Source organism: Collimonas sp. OK307, from assembly GCF_900113705.1.
Taxonomy (GTDB): Bacteria; Pseudomonadota; Gammaproteobacteria; order Burkholderiales; family Burkholderiaceae_D; genus Collimonas.
This window is the reverse complement of record NZ_FOQI01000004.1, coordinates 78,885-98,103: the sequence shown is the minus strand read 5'-3', so window position 1 is coordinate 98,103 and position 19,219 is coordinate 78,885. Positions and strand designations below refer to the sequence as shown.

Annotated in this window: 20 protein-coding genes; 11 read left to right on the top strand and 9 right to left on the bottom strand. The window is 56.3% G+C overall.

What is annotated here, in order from left to right:
• Positions 1-187 precede the first annotated feature (187 nt).
• A complete protein-coding gene (locus BM205_RS07485; RefSeq protein ID WP_092413897.1) occupies positions 188-1,222 on the bottom strand; it encodes a Fe(3+) ABC transporter substrate-binding protein in 1,035 nt (344 codons plus the stop codon).
• 206 nt (positions 1,223-1,428) lie between these two features.
• Between BM205_RS07485 and BM205_RS07480 the strand changes: the two genes are divergently transcribed.
• The 3 genes from BM205_RS07480 (at position 1,429) to phaP (ending at position 4,066) form a co-directional block, all read left to right on the top strand.
• Positions 1,429-2,613 (top strand): patatin-like phospholipase family protein, encoded by a 1,185-nt coding sequence (locus BM205_RS07480; RefSeq protein ID WP_092413896.1) that lies wholly within the window; start codon positions 1,429-1,431, stop codon positions 2,611-2,613.
• Positions 2,613-3,407, top strand: coding sequence for a M15 family metallopeptidase (locus BM205_RS07475; protein WP_092413895.1), 795 nt, complete (start codon positions 2,613-2,615; stop codon positions 3,405-3,407). Before BM205_RS07480 ends, BM205_RS07475 begins: the two co-directional genes overlap by 1 nt.
• 104 nt (positions 3,408-3,511) lie before the next feature.
• On the top strand, positions 3,512-4,066 hold the full coding sequence (gene phaP / locus BM205_RS07470; RefSeq protein WP_092413894.1) for a TIGR01841 family phasin: 555 nt from the start codon (positions 3,512-3,514) through the stop codon (positions 4,064-4,066).
• Between the two features lie 52 nt (positions 4,067-4,118).
• On the opposite strand, the gene BM205_RS07465 is transcribed toward phaP, so the two are convergent.
• A complete protein-coding gene (locus BM205_RS07465) occupies positions 4,119-5,033 on the bottom strand; it encodes a LysR family transcriptional regulator (RefSeq protein WP_092413893.1) in 915 nt (304 codons plus the stop codon).
• Between the two features lie 137 nt (positions 5,034-5,170).
• Here BM205_RS07465 and BM205_RS07460 point away from each other — a divergent pair, with 137 nt between their 5' ends.
• Positions 5,171-5,575, top strand: a complete 405-nt coding sequence (locus BM205_RS07460; protein WP_092413892.1) for a DoxX family protein — start codon at positions 5,171-5,173, stop codon at positions 5,573-5,575.
• 43 nt (positions 5,576-5,618) lie between these two features.
• Positions 5,619-6,416 carry a 4,5-DOPA-extradiol-dioxygenase gene (gene ygiD, locus BM205_RS07455; RefSeq protein WP_254783789.1) on the top strand — a complete coding sequence of 266 codons (798 nt, stop codon included), beginning with the start codon at positions 5,619-5,621 and terminating at the stop codon, positions 6,414-6,416.
• A 28-nt stretch (positions 6,417-6,444) separates the two neighbouring features.
• On the opposite strand, the gene BM205_RS07450 is transcribed toward ygiD, so the two are convergent.
• From BM205_RS07450 to BM205_RS07425, 6 genes are all read right to left on the bottom strand, one after another.
• Positions 6,445-7,662, bottom strand: a complete 1,218-nt coding sequence (locus BM205_RS07450) for a phospholipase D-like domain-containing protein (protein ID WP_092413891.1) — start codon at positions 7,660-7,662, stop codon at positions 6,445-6,447.
• Positions 7,663-7,720: 58 nt separating this feature from the next.
• On the bottom strand, positions 7,721-8,371 hold the full coding sequence (locus tag BM205_RS07445; protein WP_092413890.1) for a MotA/TolQ/ExbB proton channel family protein: 651 nt from the start codon (positions 8,369-8,371) through the stop codon (positions 7,721-7,723).
• Between the two features lie 101 nt (positions 8,372-8,472).
• On the bottom strand, positions 8,473-10,869 hold the full coding sequence (locus BM205_RS07440; protein WP_092413889.1) for a TonB-dependent receptor: 2,397 nt from the start codon (positions 10,867-10,869) through the stop codon (positions 8,473-8,475).
• Positions 10,870-10,953: 84 nt separating this feature from the next.
• Positions 10,954-11,691: a TonB family protein gene (locus BM205_RS07435; protein ID WP_371326466.1), complete on the bottom strand. Its 738-nt coding sequence runs from the start codon at positions 11,689-11,691 to the stop codon at positions 10,954-10,956.
• A complete protein-coding gene (locus BM205_RS07430; RefSeq protein ID WP_092413888.1) occupies positions 11,691-12,098 on the bottom strand; it encodes an ExbD/TolR family protein in 408 nt (135 codons plus the stop codon). Before BM205_RS07430 ends, BM205_RS07435 begins: the two co-directional genes overlap by 1 nt.
• A gap of 205 nt (positions 12,099-12,303) precedes the next feature.
• On the bottom strand, positions 12,304-12,873 hold the full coding sequence (locus BM205_RS07425) for an MASE1 domain-containing protein (protein ID WP_092413887.1): 570 nt from the start codon (positions 12,871-12,873) through the stop codon (positions 12,304-12,306).
• Positions 12,874-13,026: 153 nt separating this feature from the next.
• Between BM205_RS07425 and BM205_RS07420 the strand changes: the two genes are divergently transcribed.
• The 5 genes from BM205_RS07420 (at position 13,027) to BM205_RS07400 (ending at position 16,956) form a co-directional block, all read left to right on the top strand.
• Positions 13,027-13,389 carry a MarR family transcriptional regulator gene (locus BM205_RS07420; RefSeq protein WP_092413886.1) on the top strand — a complete coding sequence of 121 codons (363 nt, stop codon included), beginning with the start codon at positions 13,027-13,029 and terminating at the stop codon, positions 13,387-13,389.
• Positions 13,390-13,613: 224 nt separating this feature from the next.
• The gene (locus BM205_RS07415; protein ID WP_254783799.1) at positions 13,614-14,990 is read left to right on the top strand and encodes a metallophosphoesterase family protein; all 1,377 of its coding nucleotides are present in this window, start codon (positions 13,614-13,616) and stop codon (positions 14,988-14,990) included.
• Positions 14,990-16,237, top strand: coding sequence for a cytochrome-c peroxidase (locus BM205_RS07410; RefSeq protein ID WP_092413884.1), 1,248 nt, complete (start codon positions 14,990-14,992; stop codon positions 16,235-16,237). Before BM205_RS07415 ends, BM205_RS07410 begins: the two co-directional genes overlap by 1 nt.
• Positions 16,238-16,436: 199 nt before the next feature.
• On the top strand, positions 16,437-16,685 hold the full coding sequence (locus BM205_RS07405) for a type II toxin-antitoxin system Phd/YefM family antitoxin (protein WP_092414051.1): 249 nt from the start codon (positions 16,437-16,439) through the stop codon (positions 16,683-16,685).
• Positions 16,675-16,956 (top strand): type II toxin-antitoxin system RelE family toxin, encoded by a 282-nt coding sequence (locus tag BM205_RS07400; protein WP_092413883.1) that lies wholly within the window; start codon positions 16,675-16,677, stop codon positions 16,954-16,956. Before BM205_RS07405 ends, BM205_RS07400 begins: the two co-directional genes overlap by 11 nt.
• 25 nt (positions 16,957-16,981) lie before the next feature.
• Here the strand turns inward: BM205_RS07400 and BM205_RS07395 are convergent, their stop codons facing one another.
• The gene (locus tag BM205_RS07395) at positions 16,982-18,601 is read right to left on the bottom strand and encodes an NAD(P)/FAD-dependent oxidoreductase (protein WP_092413882.1); all 1,620 of its coding nucleotides are present in this window, start codon (positions 18,599-18,601) and stop codon (positions 16,982-16,984) included.
• Between the two features lie 269 nt (positions 18,602-18,870).
• On the opposite strand from BM205_RS07395, the gene BM205_RS07390 reads away from it, so the two are divergent.
• Positions 18,871-19,188, top strand: a complete 318-nt coding sequence (locus BM205_RS07390; protein ID WP_092413881.1) for a YXWGXW repeat-containing protein — start codon at positions 18,871-18,873, stop codon at positions 19,186-19,188.
• The last annotated feature ends 31 nt before the right edge of the window (positions 19,189-19,219 follow it).

The window sequence follows — 19,219 nt, the reverse complement described above, 5'->3', positions numbered from 1 at the left end:
CTTTTTTGAATAAATAATCATCATGACGCAATATATTGTGGTTGGCCTGGAGTTTTGCGTGGTACTGATGGTGGCGCTCGCCATCTATATGATCAAGAAAAAATAGACTACTCGCAGATGTTAAAAAGGCTGGCGCATCGTGCTCCAGCCCTTTTTACCGCATCGAATTTCTGTCAGCCGAGAACCACTATTTGTAACCGGCGCGATCTAGCAATTGCTGCACTTTCTGCTGGTTGCGGCCAACCGCAGAAACATCGATCACTTCGGCTTTATAAGGGCCGAGCGCATCCAGTGCCGGGTTGCCGCTCTTGACGCTTTTGACTGCAGGCGATTCATTGTTGCCTTCGGCGAAATAACGCTGGGCATCGTCACTCGACAGATATTCAAGGAACTTGACTGCCGCCTCACGATGCGGCGCATGCTTGGCGACACCGGCGCCGGCGATATTGACATGGGTGCCGGTGGTCTTCTGGTTAGGCCAGATCACGCCGACTTTTTTCATCACTTCGATATCTTCCGGCTTGCTCGACTTCATCAGCCGCGCAACGTAGTAGGAGTTAGAAATCGCCACGCCGCATTCGCCCGAGGCGACCGCCTTGATCTGATCGGTATCGCCACCGACCGGCGAACGCGCCTGGTTGGCAACGTAACCTTTCAACAGCGCTTCGGTCTTGGCTTCACCGTGATGCTCCAGCAAGGAACCGAACAGCGACACATTGTAAGGATGCGAACCGGAACGGGTGCACAGCTTGCCCTTGTTCTTCGGATCGGCCAGTGCTTCGTAGGTTTCAACGTCTTGCGGCTTGATATTTTGCTTGTTGTAGACGATCACGCGGGCGCGGGTCGAAAAGCCAAACCATTGCGAGCCCTTGCCGTCATCCTTGCCGCGCAGGTTGACCGGGATGCGTTCATCGAGGATGGCCGATTTCACCGGCTGGAACAAGCCGTCCTGTTCTGCCCGCCACAGACGCGCCGCGTCCACCAGCAAAATCACATCCGCCGGGCTGGCAGCGCCTTCGCTTTTCAGGCGCGCGATGGTGCCGGCGTCGTCACCGTCGACGCGATTGATCTTGATGCCGGTGGTTTTGGTGAAGTTGCCATACAGCGCTTCGTCGGTTTGATAGTGGCGTGCGGAATACAGGTTCAGCACTTGTTCCTGCGCGACGGCAGTGGCTGAACTGGCGGCCAGAATGGCGCTGGCGATGATAGAGCGCAAAAGCATGGAAACTCCTCTTTTGATGATGGAAATGGTGGTTTGTTGCCGGTAACAAATTGTTACATTTAAGACGAGGATTACTATAACACAAATGAGAATCGTTATTGTTTATGATGATTTGATGACGGCTTGATGACATATGCGCAGCCGTCGTTGTCTGTTGGCGCGATCGGTTAATATGGTTGCTCCTCCCAACACAAGATGGGTATCAAATGAGCAATAAAACCACTTCCAAGGCAAACATCCGCACTAAAACCAAAGCCGAATCCGTCACTCCGCGGGTGGCGTTGGTGCTGCAGGGCGGTGGCGCGCTGGGGGCGTATCAAGCCGGGGTTTATCATGCGATGCATGAGAACGGCCTGACGCCGGACTGGGTGGTGGGAACCTCGATCGGCGCCATCAACGCCGCCATCATCGCCGGTAACGAACGCGATCTGCGCTTATCGCGGCTCAAGGAGTTCTGGGAGCTGGTTGGCCATGGCGACCTGATGGATATGAGCAAGGTCAGCGACAGCGTGCGTCATTTCAATACCTGGTGGACCACGAATGACGTCACCGCCCGCGGCGTGCCGGGGTTTTTCGCGCCGCGCTCGCCGAATCCATTTGTACTGGGCATGCCGGTCGCACCCGAGCAAGCCAGTTTTTACGATACTACCCCGCTGGCTGAAACGCTGGCTCGCCTGGTCGATTTCAAGCATCTGAACTCTCCCGGCGCCATGCGCCTGACAGTGAGTGCGATGAAAGTGGCGTGCGGCAGCCTGGTCAATTTCGATTCCCGGGATCAGCAGATCGGGGTTGAGCACATCATGGCCAGCGGCGCCTTGCCGCCGGGTTTTGCTCCGGTACGGGTAGACGGTGAACTGTACTGGGATGGCGGCCTGTATTCGAATACCCCGCTGGAGGTGGTGCTGGACGACGAATCCAAGACCGATGTCGATGGCAATACGCTATGTGTCATGGTGGATTTGTGGAGCGCCAACGGCCCCGAGCCGGCGACGCTGGACCAGATCACCAATCGTCAAAAAGACGTGACCTTTGCTTCACGTTCAGAGCGCCACATCGAAAATTATTTGCGCATGTATCAGCTGCGGCGCGCCGCGAAAGCGTTGTATGACAAACTGCCGCCAGCGTTGCGCAGCAAGTCAGACCTCAAGGAGTTCGCGGGCTTGAACGATAACAGCACGATTCACATCGTGCGCCTGCGTTACGGCGGCCATGACTGGAACATGCCATCCAAGGATATCAATTTTTCGCGCGGCTCGATCGAATGGCGTTGGGAACAAGGCTACGAAGACGCCATGCAGGCTCGCCAGCGGATTCTGGCCAACGGCGAGACATTTGGCAATTCCGACGCCGGCCTGGTAGTGCATGAACTGGTCATGCCGCCGGTGAGCTGATGGCACTACCTGTCTCCGCATTGCGTCTGCTTTTATCGCTACTGATGCTGGCTGGCCTCGTGTCGCATGCGAATGCACAATCCGGCACTTCCGGGCTAGATGCCGAACAATGCGCAATCCTTAAGCGGCACGTGCTGCAGCCGGGCGCGCCGGTCGATTGTCCGCAGCTGCAAATAGTGCGTTTCTCGTATGTCGACTTTGACCAGGTACGTCATGACAATGGCGAGATCATGGTGATGGCGGCAGTTGCGCCGCAGGTCAAAGCGTTGTTCGACGAACTTCTCAAGCGTCGTTTCCCGCTTGCGCAGGCCCGCCTGATGGAGCATTATCAAGGCAACGACGACGCATCGATGGCGGAAAATAATACCTCGGCCTTTAACGACCGGCCGATTACCGGTGGCACCTCAGTGTCACTGCATGCCTACGGTTTGGCGATCGATATTAATCCTTTGCAAAATCCGTTTGTGCTGCGCGATGCCCGGGGCCGGCTGATTTACAGTCCGCCGGCAGGCCAGGCATATGGCAAACGGGTCGCAAGCCGGCCTGGCAGCGGTGAACAAATTGTGGAACTATTGGCGCAGCATGGCTTTCTGATTTGGGGTGGCGATTGGAAAAAACCAATCGATTACCAGCACTTCCAGGTCAGCCGCAAGCTGGCTGAGCGGATGGCGAAACTGCCGGTGCCGCAGGCGCGCCAGTTGTTTGAAAGTACGATTGTCGCCTACCGCGCTTGCCGCAGCGGTCATGGCTACAAGCCGAAAGAGCGGAAGATTTGCGCCGTAGCAGATAGTTAGCGCATTGTAGGATTTGGCGGAGGCAACTGTACATTTTTGTTTGTATAATGTGCAACATTGCCATGTTGATAGCAAGAGATGATTTGTTCACACAGGAGAAGGCCATGTTTTCGTTTCATGAAAAGTTTGCCGAAGCAACCAAAGCACATTTCGAAGCCCAGTTGGCATTGCTCAATACCCTGACCGCAAAAACCTTCGAGGGCGTTGAAAAAGTCATCGAATTGAATCTCAATGCAGCCAAGGCTTCAATGGGAGAATCAGGCGAGGCTACCAAGCAACTGCTGAGCGCAAAAGATCCGCAGGAATTCCTTAACATCTCAGCCGCGCAAGCCAAGCCACAGGCCGAAAAGGCCGCAGCCTACGGCCGTCACCTGGCCGGTATCGCTTCCGGCGCCCAGGCGGAATACACCCGTGCGGCAGAAGCACAAGTTGCGGAAACCAGCCGCCGCATCAATGCCTTGATAGAAGAGGTCAGCAAGACCGCGCCAGCCGGTTCGGAAAATGCGATCTCGATCTTGAAATCGGTGATCAGCAACGCCAATGCAGGTTATGAACAGCTGACCAAGAACGCCAAGCAGGCTGTTGCGACTTTGGAAGCCAACCTGAACAACGCCAGCGAGCAAGTGGCCAAGGCTACCTCGCCCAAGAGTAAAAAGTAAGGCAAACGCCGATTCTTGATCCAAGCTAAAGGCCGCAAATGCGGCCTTTTTTTCATATCGGCAAAGCGTGGTCCCAGGCCGGGACTTCGCCGAACTGCTGCGCCAGGAAATCGACAAAGGTGCGCACCTTGGCCGACAAATGCTGACGGCTCGGATACACAGCGTGAATCGCCAGCGCATCGCCATGATAGTCGGTCAGGATTGGCACCAGGCGGCCATCGCGGATCGCATCGCCGATGATGAAGGTCGGCTCCCGTATCACACCCATGCCGCCAACCGCCGCCGCCAGCAGCAGATCGCCGTTATTGCAATGCAAGCCGCCGCTGACGCGTACCGTGTGAGTCTTGCCGTCGCGTTGCAGGCGCCATTCATTGTCCCGTAGCGTATACGCGTAGGTCAGGCAAGTATGCCGGGCCAGGTCGTCGGGATGCTGTGGCGTGCCGTGCTGCGCAAGATAGGCTGGGGCGGCACAGGTCAACATGTGTGCGGGGGCCAGTTTGCGCATCACCAGGCTGGAATTTTGCAATCTGCCAATGCGTATCGCCAGATCGAAGCCTTCCTCGACCAGATCGACAATCCGGTCCGATAAAGTCACATCCAGTTCGACATTGGGGTAGCGTTGCGCATATAGCGGTAACAACCCGCCCAGGTGATTGACGGAAAAGGACACCGGCGCGTTGATGCGCAACACGCCGCTCGGATTGGCGGCGTGCATGCCGGCCGCCAGCGTCGCTTGTTCGAGATCGGCCAGCACTTGCTTGCAGCGCTCCAGATAAGCGCTACCGGTATCGGTCAGGCTGAGGCGGCGCGTGCTGCGGTTCAACAGGCGTGCACCAAGATATTCCTCAAGGTCGGCGATATGCCGCGTCACCGACGGGTTCGACAAGTTCAGGATGCGTGCCGCGCCCGACAGGCTGCCGGTTTCAGTCACTTTGACAAACACCTTCATGGCTTCGAACAGATTCATCGCAACGCCTTATTATTTTGGATTTCGGAAATGGTATTTCAATAAAACCCCATTTTTCTTTCCGTTGCAAGAATATATAGTCAAACAGGATCTACAAATTCTCCTGGCTTTTAACTATTTATTGCGAAAGTACTATCATGAACACCAATAATCCAGGCAGCTACGCTGCCACTTTGCTTAGACTCACTTTAGGCATCGCGCTGTTGGCGCATGCATACCTCAAGGTTTTCGTTTTCACTTTGCCGGGTGCTGCCGGTTTCTTTGCCAGCCAGGGGTTTCCGGCCTGGTCGGTTTACCCTGTGGTGGCGATTGAAGTGCTGACCGGGATTGCCATGGTACTTGGCCTGCAGGCGCGGATTGCCGCTGTGATTTCGTTGCCGGTACTTTTAGGCGCATTATCGGTACATGCCGGCAACGGCTGGGTTTTCACGAGCCCTAACGGCGGTTGGGAATACCCTGCATTCATGGTGGTCACCGCCATTTCAGTTGCCTTGCTGGGCAACGGCGCGTTTGCGCTGGGCTCGGCCAAGGTCGAGAAGTGATCTGACAGCAACCTGACAAACAAGCTGATTGAAAGAGATCAAGATGAGCACTAATGCCACCCGCATGCCGGCGATTTTTTTTGGCCACGGCAGCCCGATGAATGCACTTGAAGATAATCGCTACACCGACGCATGGGCTCAACTGGGCGCCAGCGTGGCGAAGCTGCAGCCGAAGGCGATCCTGTCGGTGTCCGCGCATTGGTACACGCGCGGCACTGGCGTCACCGCGATGGCGCAGCCGAAGACCATCCACGATTTTGGCGGCTTTCCGCAAGCGTTGTTCGATGTTCGTTATCCGGCGCCAGGCGATCCGCAACTGGCGGCGCAAGTGCGCGATCTGCTGGCGCCGGTAGCGGTCGCCATGGATCAATCCTGGGGGCTCGATCACGGCACCTGGTCGGTGCTGGTCAAAGCCTTTCCCAAGGCCGATGTCCCGGTGATACAACTAAGCATCGATGCGACCCAGCCGGCGCAGTTCCACTTTGACCTGGGGCGCAAACTTGCGGTATTGCGCGAACAGGGTGTGCTCATCATCGGTAGTGGCGATGTGGTGCATAACCTGCGTTTGATGAGCCGCGGCCATGATGCGCCGGTGCATGGCTGGGCGCAACGCTTCAACGATCATATCCGCGAGAGCCTGGTGAGCGGCGATATGCAATCGGTCATCGACTATGCCGACCAGGGGCAGGATGCACAATTGTCTGTGCCGACGCCAGAGCATTATCTGCCTTTGCTGTACGTCGCCGGCGCCAAACAGGATGACGAAACGATTTCGATTGCAGTGGACGGCATCGATATCGGCTCTATCAGTATGCTGACCGCCGTGGTCGGGGCTGTCTGAGGCTAACTTAGTTCAGCTGCAAGCAGGACTATTCCTTGCCCTTCACCGGCTTGGGGTAATCCTTCATCACGTCGATCGGTTGCGCATATGCCGAGTCCCAGGTTTGCTGATGCAACTCGGCGATCCGTTGCGCCATCCTCTCGTTGCGCAGCACGATTTCCAGGTTGCGCGAATTATCCAGATAGCCGCCGCTCCAGTTGCTGGTGCCGATCCATGCCAGCTGACCGTCGATCGCCATGGTCTTGCTGTGGATCACGCGGGCAAAAGGAATGAAGCCGGCGCTGGCCTGCGGCAGCGTGACGATTCTGATTTCCATGCCGGGCAGCAGCGCCAGGCTTTTCAAATAAGCAATCGCCGGTTTTTCGGTATTCCAGTTCGACACCATCAGCTTGATCTTGACGCCGCGTGCCAGTGCCGCGCGGATTGCATTGTCAATCACCGCGTAATAAGGACGTGTGCGATTCGGACCGTAGCTCAATGGCGCATAGTCGAGCAGCTGGATCCGGACTTCGGATTTGGCGGCCGCCAGCAGTTTCGGTAATTCCGTTTCCGAGTCACCGACGCCGGGCGGGTTAAATGCGTTCGGGCTAGCTACCAGGAATATCGCTTGCCGGTCGTCGGCAGCAACCACGTTCTGATTGAGTTTCGGCACTTCCTTGCCCCGCGCAATCAGCTCCTGCGCATGCCAGTCGTGTTCGAAAATATTCTGCAGCTGGCTGACAACCACGGCGTCAGTGATGCGCAGGCCAGTCTCATGGATATGGGCAAACGAGCGCCAGTCGAAATTCTGGCTGCCGACGTAGGCGGTGCTGCCATCGACCACCATATATTTCGCGTGGATGATACCGTTGCCCGTCAACCTGGAATAATCGAGATAGCGGAATTCCAGGTTGGGAATCTGCCTGAGCCGTTCGATGGTTGGCATGTCGGAGGCGAATTTTCCTTTTTCCTCCATCAGAAAACGGATCTTGACGCCGCGTGCGCCGGCTGCGGCGAGTCGTGCTATCACCTGCTCGAATGCGGCGCCAGGCTGGCTCGCCACATAAAACTGGCCCAGCACGATCTGCTGTTTGGCGGCGTCGAACATCTCGCTCCAGACTTGCAGCGGCTCACGCAAATCTGGCGTTGCCAATGTGGTTTCGACCGGGGCAGTGTGCACCAGTTCATAACCGGGGATACTGAATTCGGCATGAACGCTGCCGCTCCAGCCGAGCAGCATTGCTATCAAAGCGATCAATTTGCGCATGGGTTTTCCCAGAGATGTTGCACGTATATGTTTCAAGCCGTCTTCGAATCCACCCCGATCAGGCGAGATGCAATTTTCCGGATTCCATCGGTGTCGACGCCTTCATGTCGTTGCCGGCAAGCCGGCCGACGCAGGCGCGCAACATCAATACTTTCAAATGATCGTTGATGCGCTCGATCCGCTCCTGGAACATATTAAAGAAAAACATGCCGACCACCGCGATGCCGATGCCCAGTGCTGTCGCATACAAAGCGGTGCCGATACCTTGCGATACCTGGCCCGGATCCGACACGCCGGAAACCGCCAGTGCTTTGAAAGTATCGATGATACCCAGGATCGTGCCGAGCAGGCCGAGCAGGGGAGCGGCTGTGACGATGGTGTCGAGAATCCACAGCCGGTGCTGCACTTCGCCGCGGTTGGCGATGTAGACCGACTCGCTGAAATCTTCCAGGTCCTTGTCACTGGTCAGCTGATGTTTTTCAGCCAGGATGTCGGACACCAGCGTCAGCGGCAAGCTGGCACGGGATGTCAGTGCGGCAGGTAGTTCTTGCACGTGCTGCACGGCGTGCGTCATGGCTCTTTCCAGGCCGATTGCCTGGCGTAGCGTGTAGTTGAAAAACAGTCCGCGCTCGACAATCACGAATATCGCCAGGGCGGCACAGGCGTACATCAGATAGAAAGCGAGCTCGTGGAATAATTGCATGTTCATGGTGACCTCTCTGCGCACGAATGCACGTTTGTTGCAGCGGCGAACCCAACTGAGGATCCGCCGCCATGGATTACAGCCCAATAATTACTATTACCACTCGATTAAAAATCCGCAACCAGCGTCACGCTGAAGCTGCGTGGTGCGCTGACATAGAAAGTCGGCGGAACTGCCGGCGCGCTGCTGTTGATCGCGACTGCATTGCTGGTGAACTGGCTGCCGCTGCCGGAATTCAAGTTCAGGTATTGCTTGTTAAAGATATTGTTGAGGTTGAAGCGCACCGTTGGTTTCTTCAGCCAGGTGGTAGACGGGAAGGTATAACCCGCGCCGGCATTGAACACCGTATAACCACCCAGGCTGTCGTCGTTGACCAAAGTGGTGTAACGCTTGCCGGTGTATTTACCTTGGCCGAATACATACCAGCTATCTTGTGCGTACTGCAGGCTCAAGCCACTCAACCAGTTCGGTGTATCCGGAAATTCCTTGCCGCCGGTTGGCAGGTTGAAGTTGGCAGCCCAAGGCATGTCCTTGTCCATCTTGCTCTTTATATAGGACAGCGAGCCGTACAAGCTCAGGTTCTTGGTGAGCGAGTAGCCGGATTCAAGTTCCAGGCCTTTGGAGGTCGAGTCGCCTACGTTGTAGTCGGTGCGGTTGCCGGTATCAGGGTTGAACGAAGAGGCAATGCGGTTTTTATAATCGACATAAAATACCGACCCTGAAAACGTCCATTTGTCAGCCGCGTAACGGTAGCCTAGATCGTAGTTCCAAGAGGTTTCTTTGTCCACCGGCACATTGCGCACGGTGCCTCCGGTATATACGCCGTTGACAAAATTGCCGCCTGAGATCAGGTTGAAGAAGGAAAAATTACCTGGCGCCTTGAAGTTCTTCGCAGCATTGAAGAATACCGATTGCGCCTGATCGAGCTGATAACGGATACCGAGGCTCGGCAACAGGTCGGAATACGATTTCTGCACAGTATAAAAGCCGGGCGAACTCTGACTTGGATTGTTGGTGACGTTACGGTCTATGCTCGAATAACGTGCGCCGAGTTGCAGGTTCAGCTTGTCTTGCATCAGGCTGATGTTGTCTTGCACGAAAGCCGATTTGCCGGTGCTGATGGTGAGCGTATCGCGGTATTGAACGAAAGAGCCGTCTTGGTTTTTGAGCCAGGCGTCGGGATTGTTCAGCCAGACATCGGCGGCATTGCCGTTATTGTCGATTGGTGAATAAGGACCGGTTTGCTGATGACGTGCGCGTTCGTACCAATAGCCGACCATCAGTTTGTGGTTGTCGATCTGCTGGTTGTACTTGAGCGTGACGCCGGGACGATAAGTGCGGGTACGGCTGCCTTCATAGGCAAACACGGTATCCTTGGTGTCGCCGTCGTGATTGACGTCGCGAACGCCGCCGCCGAGCAGCGTGCCGGAGTTACCTTCGCTGACAGTCTGCAACTGATTGCCGCCAGTGCCGAAGCCGTACCACATGTATGGATTGACATCCACGCTGGATTGCGGCGTCAGCTGAAAGTGTGCGTTCATGGTGGCAAGCCAGTTCTTGAACGGATTCAGGTTGTAGCCGTAGTACAGGTCTTTGTTGCCGGTATTGATGCCGGCGTTGGGGCTGTAGGTCGAGTCGTTTTGTGCGCCAGGGCCGCCCGGTTGATGTACCGGCGCCACGCTGCCGAAATCCAGGTTGGGTCCGTATTGGGCGATCTGGGCTTTGGTCAGCGAACGATAATTATTATTCAGCGTCGAGTTGTACATGAAGCCGGTATCGACAAAACTGCCGCTGCCCAGATCCAGTTTGCTGTTGAAGTCGACGTGTTCCTTGTCGGCGCGGCCGGTGCCCTTGAATTTGTCCGCCTGAGCCTTGGAATAAGAGATGAAGAACTTGAAGCGATCGTTGAACAGCTTGCCCGAATCGAGACGCACGTAACTTTTCCACAGGTCGTTCGAACCGAAAGTATATTGCGTACGGAAACGGCGCTGGTCTTCGGGCGTACACATGGTCATGCCGATGTTGCCGCCGGTGGCGCCAACGTGCGGTGCGTCGGTATCGGTGGAACCCTGTGTGACGAAGATGTCGCACAGGTTTTCCGCATCGGTGTATTCCTGCGGGTAGACGGCGAAGCTGCCGGAATCGTTGACTGGCGCGCCATTGACAGTGAAACCGAGCTGGTCGCTGTTAAAGCCGCGCACCCGGACGTTGCCGCCGAACAGACCGGTGCCGTCGTTATCGTAGCTGTTCACGCCCGGCAGCAGGTTGATCATCTGGAATGGATTGCTGGTGGTGCTTTGCTTGTCCATATAATCGCGATTGACCGAACTGCGCGCTTTCGCCGATTCTTCCTGCTGGATCAGGCCGGTGTTCTGGCCGCCGTTGGCATCGCCTTGCACGGTGACCTTGCCGACTTCAGATGTATCGGCAGCGTGGACCAGCGGACTGGCGGCGATGAATAACCCGGAAATCAGCAGTGACAGCCGGGTGACTTTGAATTGCATGGCATTACTCCCTGTACGTTTTTTATGAAATGTAAAACTAAGTATTCAAGCTGCTAAGTATTCAAACCGCCGCTAGCTGTTGCTTTACCCCGCTGCGGGGATGAATTCCAGCTCGGCGCTGAATCGATGTGTCGCTTCCCCAGCCCAGCTGGATTCGGGAAAGGCGGAAAAAGTGGCGCGGTTGATGGTCTTGCGGGCGGCTTCGTCGAGCAGCATCGAGTTTGATGATTCCTCGATCCCTTGCTCCACCAAGGTGCCGTCGCGATTCAGCACGAACCAGACCTTGACCTTGCCTTGCGGCCGTTGCTGGCTGGCCTCGCGGCCAGTCGGATAGCGTTTGATGCTGTTCAGATGCGCCCGCACCTTGGAGACATAGCCGGCTTCGACACTGGCGCTGCTCGGTTTGGCAATGGCCGGCGCAGGTTCTGGCGCGGGTGGCGCAACCGGCGCAGGCGCTGCGACGGCTTTGGGCGGTGCGGGCGGTGCCGCCACTTCCGCACTTGGGCTGTTGGTGGTCGGTGTAGCGCTAACTGTCTGCGGCTGTGGCTGCCGGGGCGGCTGCATCAATGGCACCGGCTGCGGCTTCACCACTTGCGGCGGCGTCGGAGTTGGCTGCGGCGGTGTGGGTATGGTGACGGGCGGCGCTGGAGGTTCCGGTTCCGTCAACGCGATCTGCACCAGCGAATCGTCGCTGTGCCCCTCGATCTTTGCCGCTTTCTGGATGCCTGCAAAGATCAGGATGGCGAGTATGAGTATCGACGGCAACGTTGCCAGCGCATCGCGAAAGCGGTAGAAGAACGGCATGGTAGTCATCGCTTGCATCACGGCTTGCGAGTGGCAATGGAAATCGATTCGAAACCGTTCTGCTTCAGCGTGTCCATTACTTCCACCAGCCGTTGCACCTCGACGCCGCGATCGCTGTTGACGATGACGTTGAGTTTTTCACCGTTCTTCTTGGCCTGGTTCAAGCGCGCAGGCAGCTCGGCGATTTTGGTGTCGATGCCGTCAACTTGCAATGCGTCATTCAGGCCGAGCGTGACGACCGCCTTGTTTTGCGGTTTCAGATCCTGTGAACTGCTGGCTGTCGGCAAATGCGTTTTCATGCCGAGCGCAGGAATTACATTAAGGCTGATCAGCACAAAAAACACCAGTAGAAACATCATCACGTCGATCATGGGAATGATTTCGACGCGGGCTTTCCGCTTTTTTGGTTCGTCCCAACTACGCATTGCACTACCCCGATGAAAGATGCGCGGTGATAGCGTGAATTCGCTAACCGCTATAATTTCTATAACCGTCGGCAGAATAGCGAGGAATTATTTCGGCAGTATTACAATCGGAAACAATGTGGTGGTGGTGCCACGCAAAGTCAGGCAGGCGATCGGCAAGATCTTTGGAGATGGGGCGCTGTGTGTGCTGTGCTTACTTGCTTGCTCAATGGCGCGGCAACGGAACGAAAGACAGCAGGATTTTGATCGCATAGACCACGATCAGAGAGCCGGTCAGGTCGCCGATAGACATCACGATCAGGCCCGACCAGAAATGATAGGAGATACCGCGCAATACAAACCACACCAATTGCAGCAGCGGATTGGCGAGGCCGTACAACAGGATGCAGGCCAGCAGGCGAGTCGTGGTCAGGTTGCTCAGCGATCGCTGCAGACGCATCTCCTGCAATGTGAATCTATAGGCAAGATAAGGCGCCAGCGCCGAGATGATGCTGTAACCGATGGTGGAGACCGGATCGCCGGGAAAGAGGTTGTAGAGACTGGACGTCAGTACTGAGCCGATCAGGATGCCGAGCACGCCTGCCTCGGCAAATAGTAAAGTACAGATTAGCCGTATCCCCGCCGGCAGATAGATCCAGGCAATTCCTTGGGTAAACTCGATGTGCTTGAATAGCCAGTCGTTGGCCATGTACACCAGCATGTAGACGATCGCCGTGGCGCTGATTGTCAGCAGGTTTAGGCGTAATTTCTCGACAGGGGACGGAGTAGTGGTCATGACGCGCGTATATTACCGAAGTATTTGCGCGGGTGCTGGAAGATACTTGCGATTGCGGTGAAATGACGAGTATTATCGATATAAAAATAACAGCGATTTAACAACGTTAACAGAACGTCTCTGATATTTCTGGCAACAGCTTACAATAGTGCTATGGAAAAAAATAATCGACCTGCAGATATCTATGTGCGTTTTTTGCAACTGGCGAATGCGCTGCGCGGCTTGCCGTCGCTGCCATCGCTAGATCCATTGGAGGATCGCATTTTGGCTTTTGTTGCGCGCGCAGGACAAGCCAAGGAGCGCTTGTCGGTACGCGACATGATGGCGCAGAGCGAACTCGGTTCGCCGGCCATGCTGCATGCACGCCTGAAGTCGATGCGGGAAAAGGGCTGGATCGTATTGACGGATACCGACGATACGCGCCGCAAGCAGGTGGAGTTGAGCCAGGCGGCGTGGCTGCATTTCGATAAATTGTCGAAGTGCCTGCTGCAGGCAACGCGGGATGCCAGCAAATAGTCATTCTGCCTGCAGGCCGAAGCTCAGAGCCGTGTCAAAAAAAAGCGCGTTCCCGCGTTTTTTTTTATCCATTCGATGTAACGACCAAGTCATATTTTCTTCTTATAATTTGGGGTTGTTCGACATGATGACCTTTGACCTCGGTGAGCTATATGGACGCGACAAACCAACTGCGGGACGCGACAAACCAACTGCAGCGCGGCGCATTTTCATTGGCCGCAACAATGAGCATCGGGTTGGCAGTTGCTGGCTGCGGCGGTATCGACAGCAACAGCGTTGACGCTGGCGTAAAGGCGGCCTGGATCACTGTCGGCAGTAACAGCCAGGCTATCGTGAGGGTCATCACGACCGACGCCAGTTGTCCCGAAATCCGTGACGGCACCGACTATGTTGCGATGACTTTACGCGCCGCGCCGGGCACGGCAGCTCTGCGCCCAACCGCCAGCGCGGTTGCTGACTCCAAGCCTTCAGCTTTCCCCGTCACCTCTTGTGAATACAGTGTACCCGCCGACAGCAGCGGCATCACAGTGGGTTCTCGTTCTTTGCCGTTACCCAAGAAGGAGCCGCAGCGCGTGGTGGTGCTGGCCGATACCGGTTGCCGCATGAAAAAAGCAGATAACGCCTGGCAAGCCTGCGCCGATGGCGATGCCTGGCCATTCCCCGAGATCGCCAGCGCTGCTGCCGCGATGCAACCGGATTTGGTACTGCACATAGGTGATTATCACTATCGCGAAAACGCCTGTCCCGCCGATATCGCCGGCTGCAAAGACAGCCCGTGGGGTTATGGCTGGGATGCGTGGCAAGCCGATTTGTTCAAGCCCGCAGCGCCGCTGATGGCTGTCGCGCCGTGGATTATGGTGCGCGGCAATCACGAGGAATGCGCCCGCGCCGGCCAGGGCTGGTTCCGATTCCTGGATACGCAACCGTTCGAAGCCAAGCGATCTTGCGACGATCCGGTCAATGACGGCTTGGGAAATTTTTCCGATCCGTACGCGGTGGCGCTCGGTCGCGATACCCAAGTGATTGTGTTCGATTCGTCGAAAGCGGGCCGGGCAGCGTTGCCGACCAACGATCCGCAATTCATTAAATATCAAGCGCAGTTCCAGGCAGTCAACCAGCTGGCGGCGAAGGCCGGCGTGAATAGCATCTTCACCAACCACCATCCGATTCTGGGTTTCGCGCCATTGGCCGGTGCTGCGCCGGCGCCTGGTAACGCTGCTCTGCTATCGGTGATGCAAAGCGTTAATCCGACCGCCTACTATCCAGCCGGGGTGAAGACCGCGATTCATGGCCACGTCCATGATTTCCAGGCCATCAATTTTTCATCCAACCATCCCGCAACTTTCGTGTCCGGCAACGGAGGCGATAATCTGGACGTGAATTTTGCCGATCCGTTTCCCGCCAACATCAGTCCCGCTCCTGGCGCGATTGTCGACAAGATTGCACATACGAGCAGCTTCGGTTTCATGGTGATGGATCGACAGAGCAATGGCACGTGGGCATACAAAGCCTATACGCGTAAGGGATTGTTGTTAACCACCTGCCTGCAAAATGGCAACAACATCAGTTGCGACAAGACCGGCTATCTGGCGCCAAACTGATGCGTAGTCTTTGGCCTGGCCTGCTGTTGGCCAGCGTGCTGCTAGCCAGCCTGGTGCCGTTCAAGCTGAACGCCGCGCCGGTGAACACGCCGCTCTATCCGGAAATGCCGGCGCCGGCAGCGGCGCCCGTCGATCCTCCAGGACTGGTGGCGCTCGGCCGGCAATTGTTCTTCGATACCCGGCTGTCGGAGCCGCGTGGCACCAGTTGCGCCAGTTGCCACGCTCCGGCACAGGCTTTTTCCGGCAATCACGGATCACGGATCGGTGTGGCGCTCGGCAGTCGCCCGGCCAGCCTGGGTACGCGCAACACGCCCTCGGTTTTGTATCTGCGCTATACGCCGCCGCGTTTTTTCTATCAGGATGACGATGCACTGGCGCCGATTCCATTTGGCGGCTTCTTTTGGGATGGCCGCGCCAATACCTTGGTGGAGCAGGTGCAAGGTCCTTTGTTCAATCCTCTGGAAATGAATAACCGCGACGCCAGCCAGTTGGCGCGCAAGCTGCAGCAAGCGTATGCACTCGATATGCGTGCGCAGTTCGGCGCGGCCATATTTCAACGGCCGGCACAAACGACCGAGGCCGCCGGCCGTGCGCTGGAAGCCTTTTTACGCAGCGATGAAATGACCCCGTTCAGCTCCAGGTACGATGACTATATCCGCGGGCGGGTTAAATTGACTACGGCAGAAATGCGCGGCCTGCGCTTGTTTAAAGATCCGGATAAAGGCAATTGCGCATCCTGTCATAAATTCAACGACAGTTCCAGCAATCCGGCCCGTTCGTTGTTCACCGATTTTGGCTACGATGCGGTAGCGGTGCCGCGTAACCGCAGGATTGCGGAAAATCGCAATCCGAAATTCTATGACGTCGGCTTGTGCAAAACCGCAGCCCAATTGCAATGGCATGACAGCAGCCAATGGTGCGGCTATTTCAAAACCCCCAGCTTGCGCAACGTCGCCGTACGCGAAAATTACATGCATAACGGCGTATTTTCCGAGCTGCGTGACGCCGTCGCGTTTTACGCAACACGCGCGACCAAACCGGGTGACTGGTATAAAAGCGGCGTTAAATTCGATGACGTGCCGCCTGCTTATCGGGAAAACGTCAACATCAATTCGGTACCCTATAACCGGCGTGAAGGCAGCAAGCCTGCACTAAGCGACAGCGATGTGGATGACCTGGTGACTTTTCTGAAAACGCTGACGGACGCCGCGTATGTCAGGCAACAGGCTGGATCCGTAGACAAATAAAGACTCTTGCGCCGAAATCGGCTAAACCATTCACGTCGCGAACACGAGACAGATATTCAGCCATGACTTACGGCATGCGTGCAAATTGTCCCCAGGAGTTAGGCCATACTAGGTTTTTTACCGGGAGGACGATATGCATGGGGGTACTATGGAAGATGCTATTATTGGTGCTGTTAATAATGCTTTTAAAAGTATTTCTATGGCACACATGATTCTTGCCGAAACGACAGCGAGCGTTTCTGAATTAAAAAAAGACCCTATGGGAACCGTTTCTGCCGGCGAAGGATTTCCTGTGGCGATCTTAAACCGGAACCAACCGGTTTTTTATTGTGTTCCAGCAAAAGCCTATGAAGTGCTGATGAACAAGCTGGAAGACATGGAGTTGAATGCAGTTGCAGACGCCCGGAAAGGTCAAGCTGTGATCAAGGTCAGGCTGGATGAGCTTTGAACTAGCTTTCCTTGAGGAAGCCTTGAAGGAATGGCGCAAGCTGGATCAGGACATGCGGGAACAGTTCAAAAAGAAGCTGGCAGAACGGTTGCTGAGTCCCCACGTGCCTTCAGCGCAACTGTCCGGCTCCGGAAATCGATATAAAATCAAATTGCGCCAGGCGGGCTACCGGCTAGTCTACGAAGTGCGCGACCAAGAATTGATCGTGCTGGTTGTGGCTGTGGGTAAACGCGAGCGGAACGCCGTGTACAAAACAGCAGAAAAACGTTAAGCCCGCAGTCCCCCACTGAGCAGGTTTACTGTTTGTTCAGCATGCTCAACGCCACCGCTTCCGCCACCCGGATCCCGTCAATCGCTGCCGACATGATGCCGCCGGCATATCCTGCGCCTTCACCCGCCGGAAACAAACCAGTCGTGTTCAAGCTTTGCAGGTTGTCATCGTGGCGTTTGATGCGCACCGGCGATGAAGTGCGGGTTTCGACGCCGGTCAGCACCGCGTCGTTCATGGCGAAGCCACGAATCTGCTTGTCGAACACCGGCAACGCTTCACGGATAGCGGCAATTGCGTAATCAGGCAGGGCGGTGCTCAGATCACCCAGATGGACACCGGGTTTGTAGGAAGGAATCACAGAACCGAGCGTGGTCGATGGGCGGCCGGCGATAAAGTCGCCTACCAGTTGGCCGGGGGCATCGTAGGTGCCGCCGCCAAGTTCGAATGCGCGCGATTCCCACTGACGCTGAAAAGCGATCCCGGCCAGCGGGTGGCCCGGATAATCGTCCGGCGTGATGCCGACCACGATGCCGCTGTTGGCATTGCGTTCATTGCGTGAATATTGGCTCATGCCGTTGGTTACCACGCGCCCCGGCTCCGAGGTGGCGGCCACCACGGTACCGCCCGGGCACATGCAGAAGCTGTAGACCGCACGGCCATTTGTACTGTGATGGACCAGCTTGTAATCGGCGGCGCCCAGTATCGGATTACCGGCGCTGGGGCCGAAGCGGCAGCGGTCGATCAAGGATTGCGGATGTTCAATGCGGAAGCCGAGGGAGAACGGTTTGGCTTCGATATATACGCCACGGTCGTAAAGCATCTGGAAGGTATCGCGGGCGCTGTGGCCGATCGCCAACACGACATGGTCGGTAACGATCGTTTCTCCACTGGCGAGTACGATCGCACGCACCTGGCCCTGGTCGTTTTCCCATTTGATGTCGATGTCCTCGACTTTTTGCTGAAAGCGGAACTCGCCGCCCAGCGCTTCGATGCTGGCGCGCATTTGCTCCACCATCTTGACCAGCCGGAACGTGCCGATATGCGGCTTGCTGACGTACATGATTTCGTCCGGCGCATCGGCCTTGACGAATTCGGTCAGTACCTTGCGGCCGTAGTGCTTCGGGTCTTTGATCTGGGTCCAAAGCTTGCCATCGGAAAACGTCCCTGCGCCGCCTTCACCGAACTGGACGTTGGACTCCGGCTGCAGCTCGCGTTTGCGCCACAGTCCCCAGGTATCCTTGGTGCGTTCACGCACCGCCTTGCCGCGTTCCAGGATGATCGGATTGAATCCCATCTGCGCCAGGATCAAGCCGGCAAACAGGCCGCATGGCCCGGTGCCGATGACCACCGGCCGTGATTTCAGCTGGCCGGGCGCCTGCGCTACAAAATGGTAGTTGGTGTCAGGTGTCGGCATCACGCTGCGATCACCCTTCATCCGCTTGAGAATGGCGCTCTCGTCCTTGAGATCGACATCCACGCTGTAAGTCAGGATCACCGCGGTTTTTTTGCGGGCGTCGTAACTGCGGCGGAAAATTGTGTAACCAAGCATTTCTTCAGCGGAGATTCCCAGCCGCGCCAGAATCGCTGCCTGCAGCGCATCTTCAGGATGGTCGAGGGGAAGTTGTATTTCATTCAATCGCAACATGGGTATTCCGGGAAATCAGGTGGGGACAGTGTGTGGTCGCATTGCGGTTGCACTACCCCGCAATTATTTTTATAAAACGACAATGCCGTGTGGCAGGCCGCCATTTTACCTTAGCGGGAGCGTAATGGCAGTCCGGGCAGCCCGGCCAGCCAGCCAAGCCCTGACCTGCGCTGTATCTTTTGGAAACACAAAATTACAAGTATCGGCAGATTTGTCGCCTATATTTTAATCGTCGCCAGATGTTTCTAAATGACTGAAGGAGGTAGCTAATGAAGATCAAATCGATTTTATGCATCAGTTTGCTGACGCTGGGCGCCGGCTTGATGACGCCGCTGACTCAGGTCCAGGCGGCAACTTACATCGGAGTCCAGATCGGGCAGCCGCCACCGCCACGTTATGAAGTGGTGCCGCGTCCGCGTTACGGCTATGTCTGGGCGCCGGGATACTGGCGCTGGAACGGCCATCGCCACGTCTGGGTAGGCGGCGCATGGATGCGGGCGCGGCCGGGTTATCACTACGTGCCGCCACGCTGGGAAAGAGGCCCGCGCGGCGATTGGCAAATGCGACCATATCGCTGGGATCGTTAAGTAGTATCGTTAAGTAGTTACAGGGCGCCTC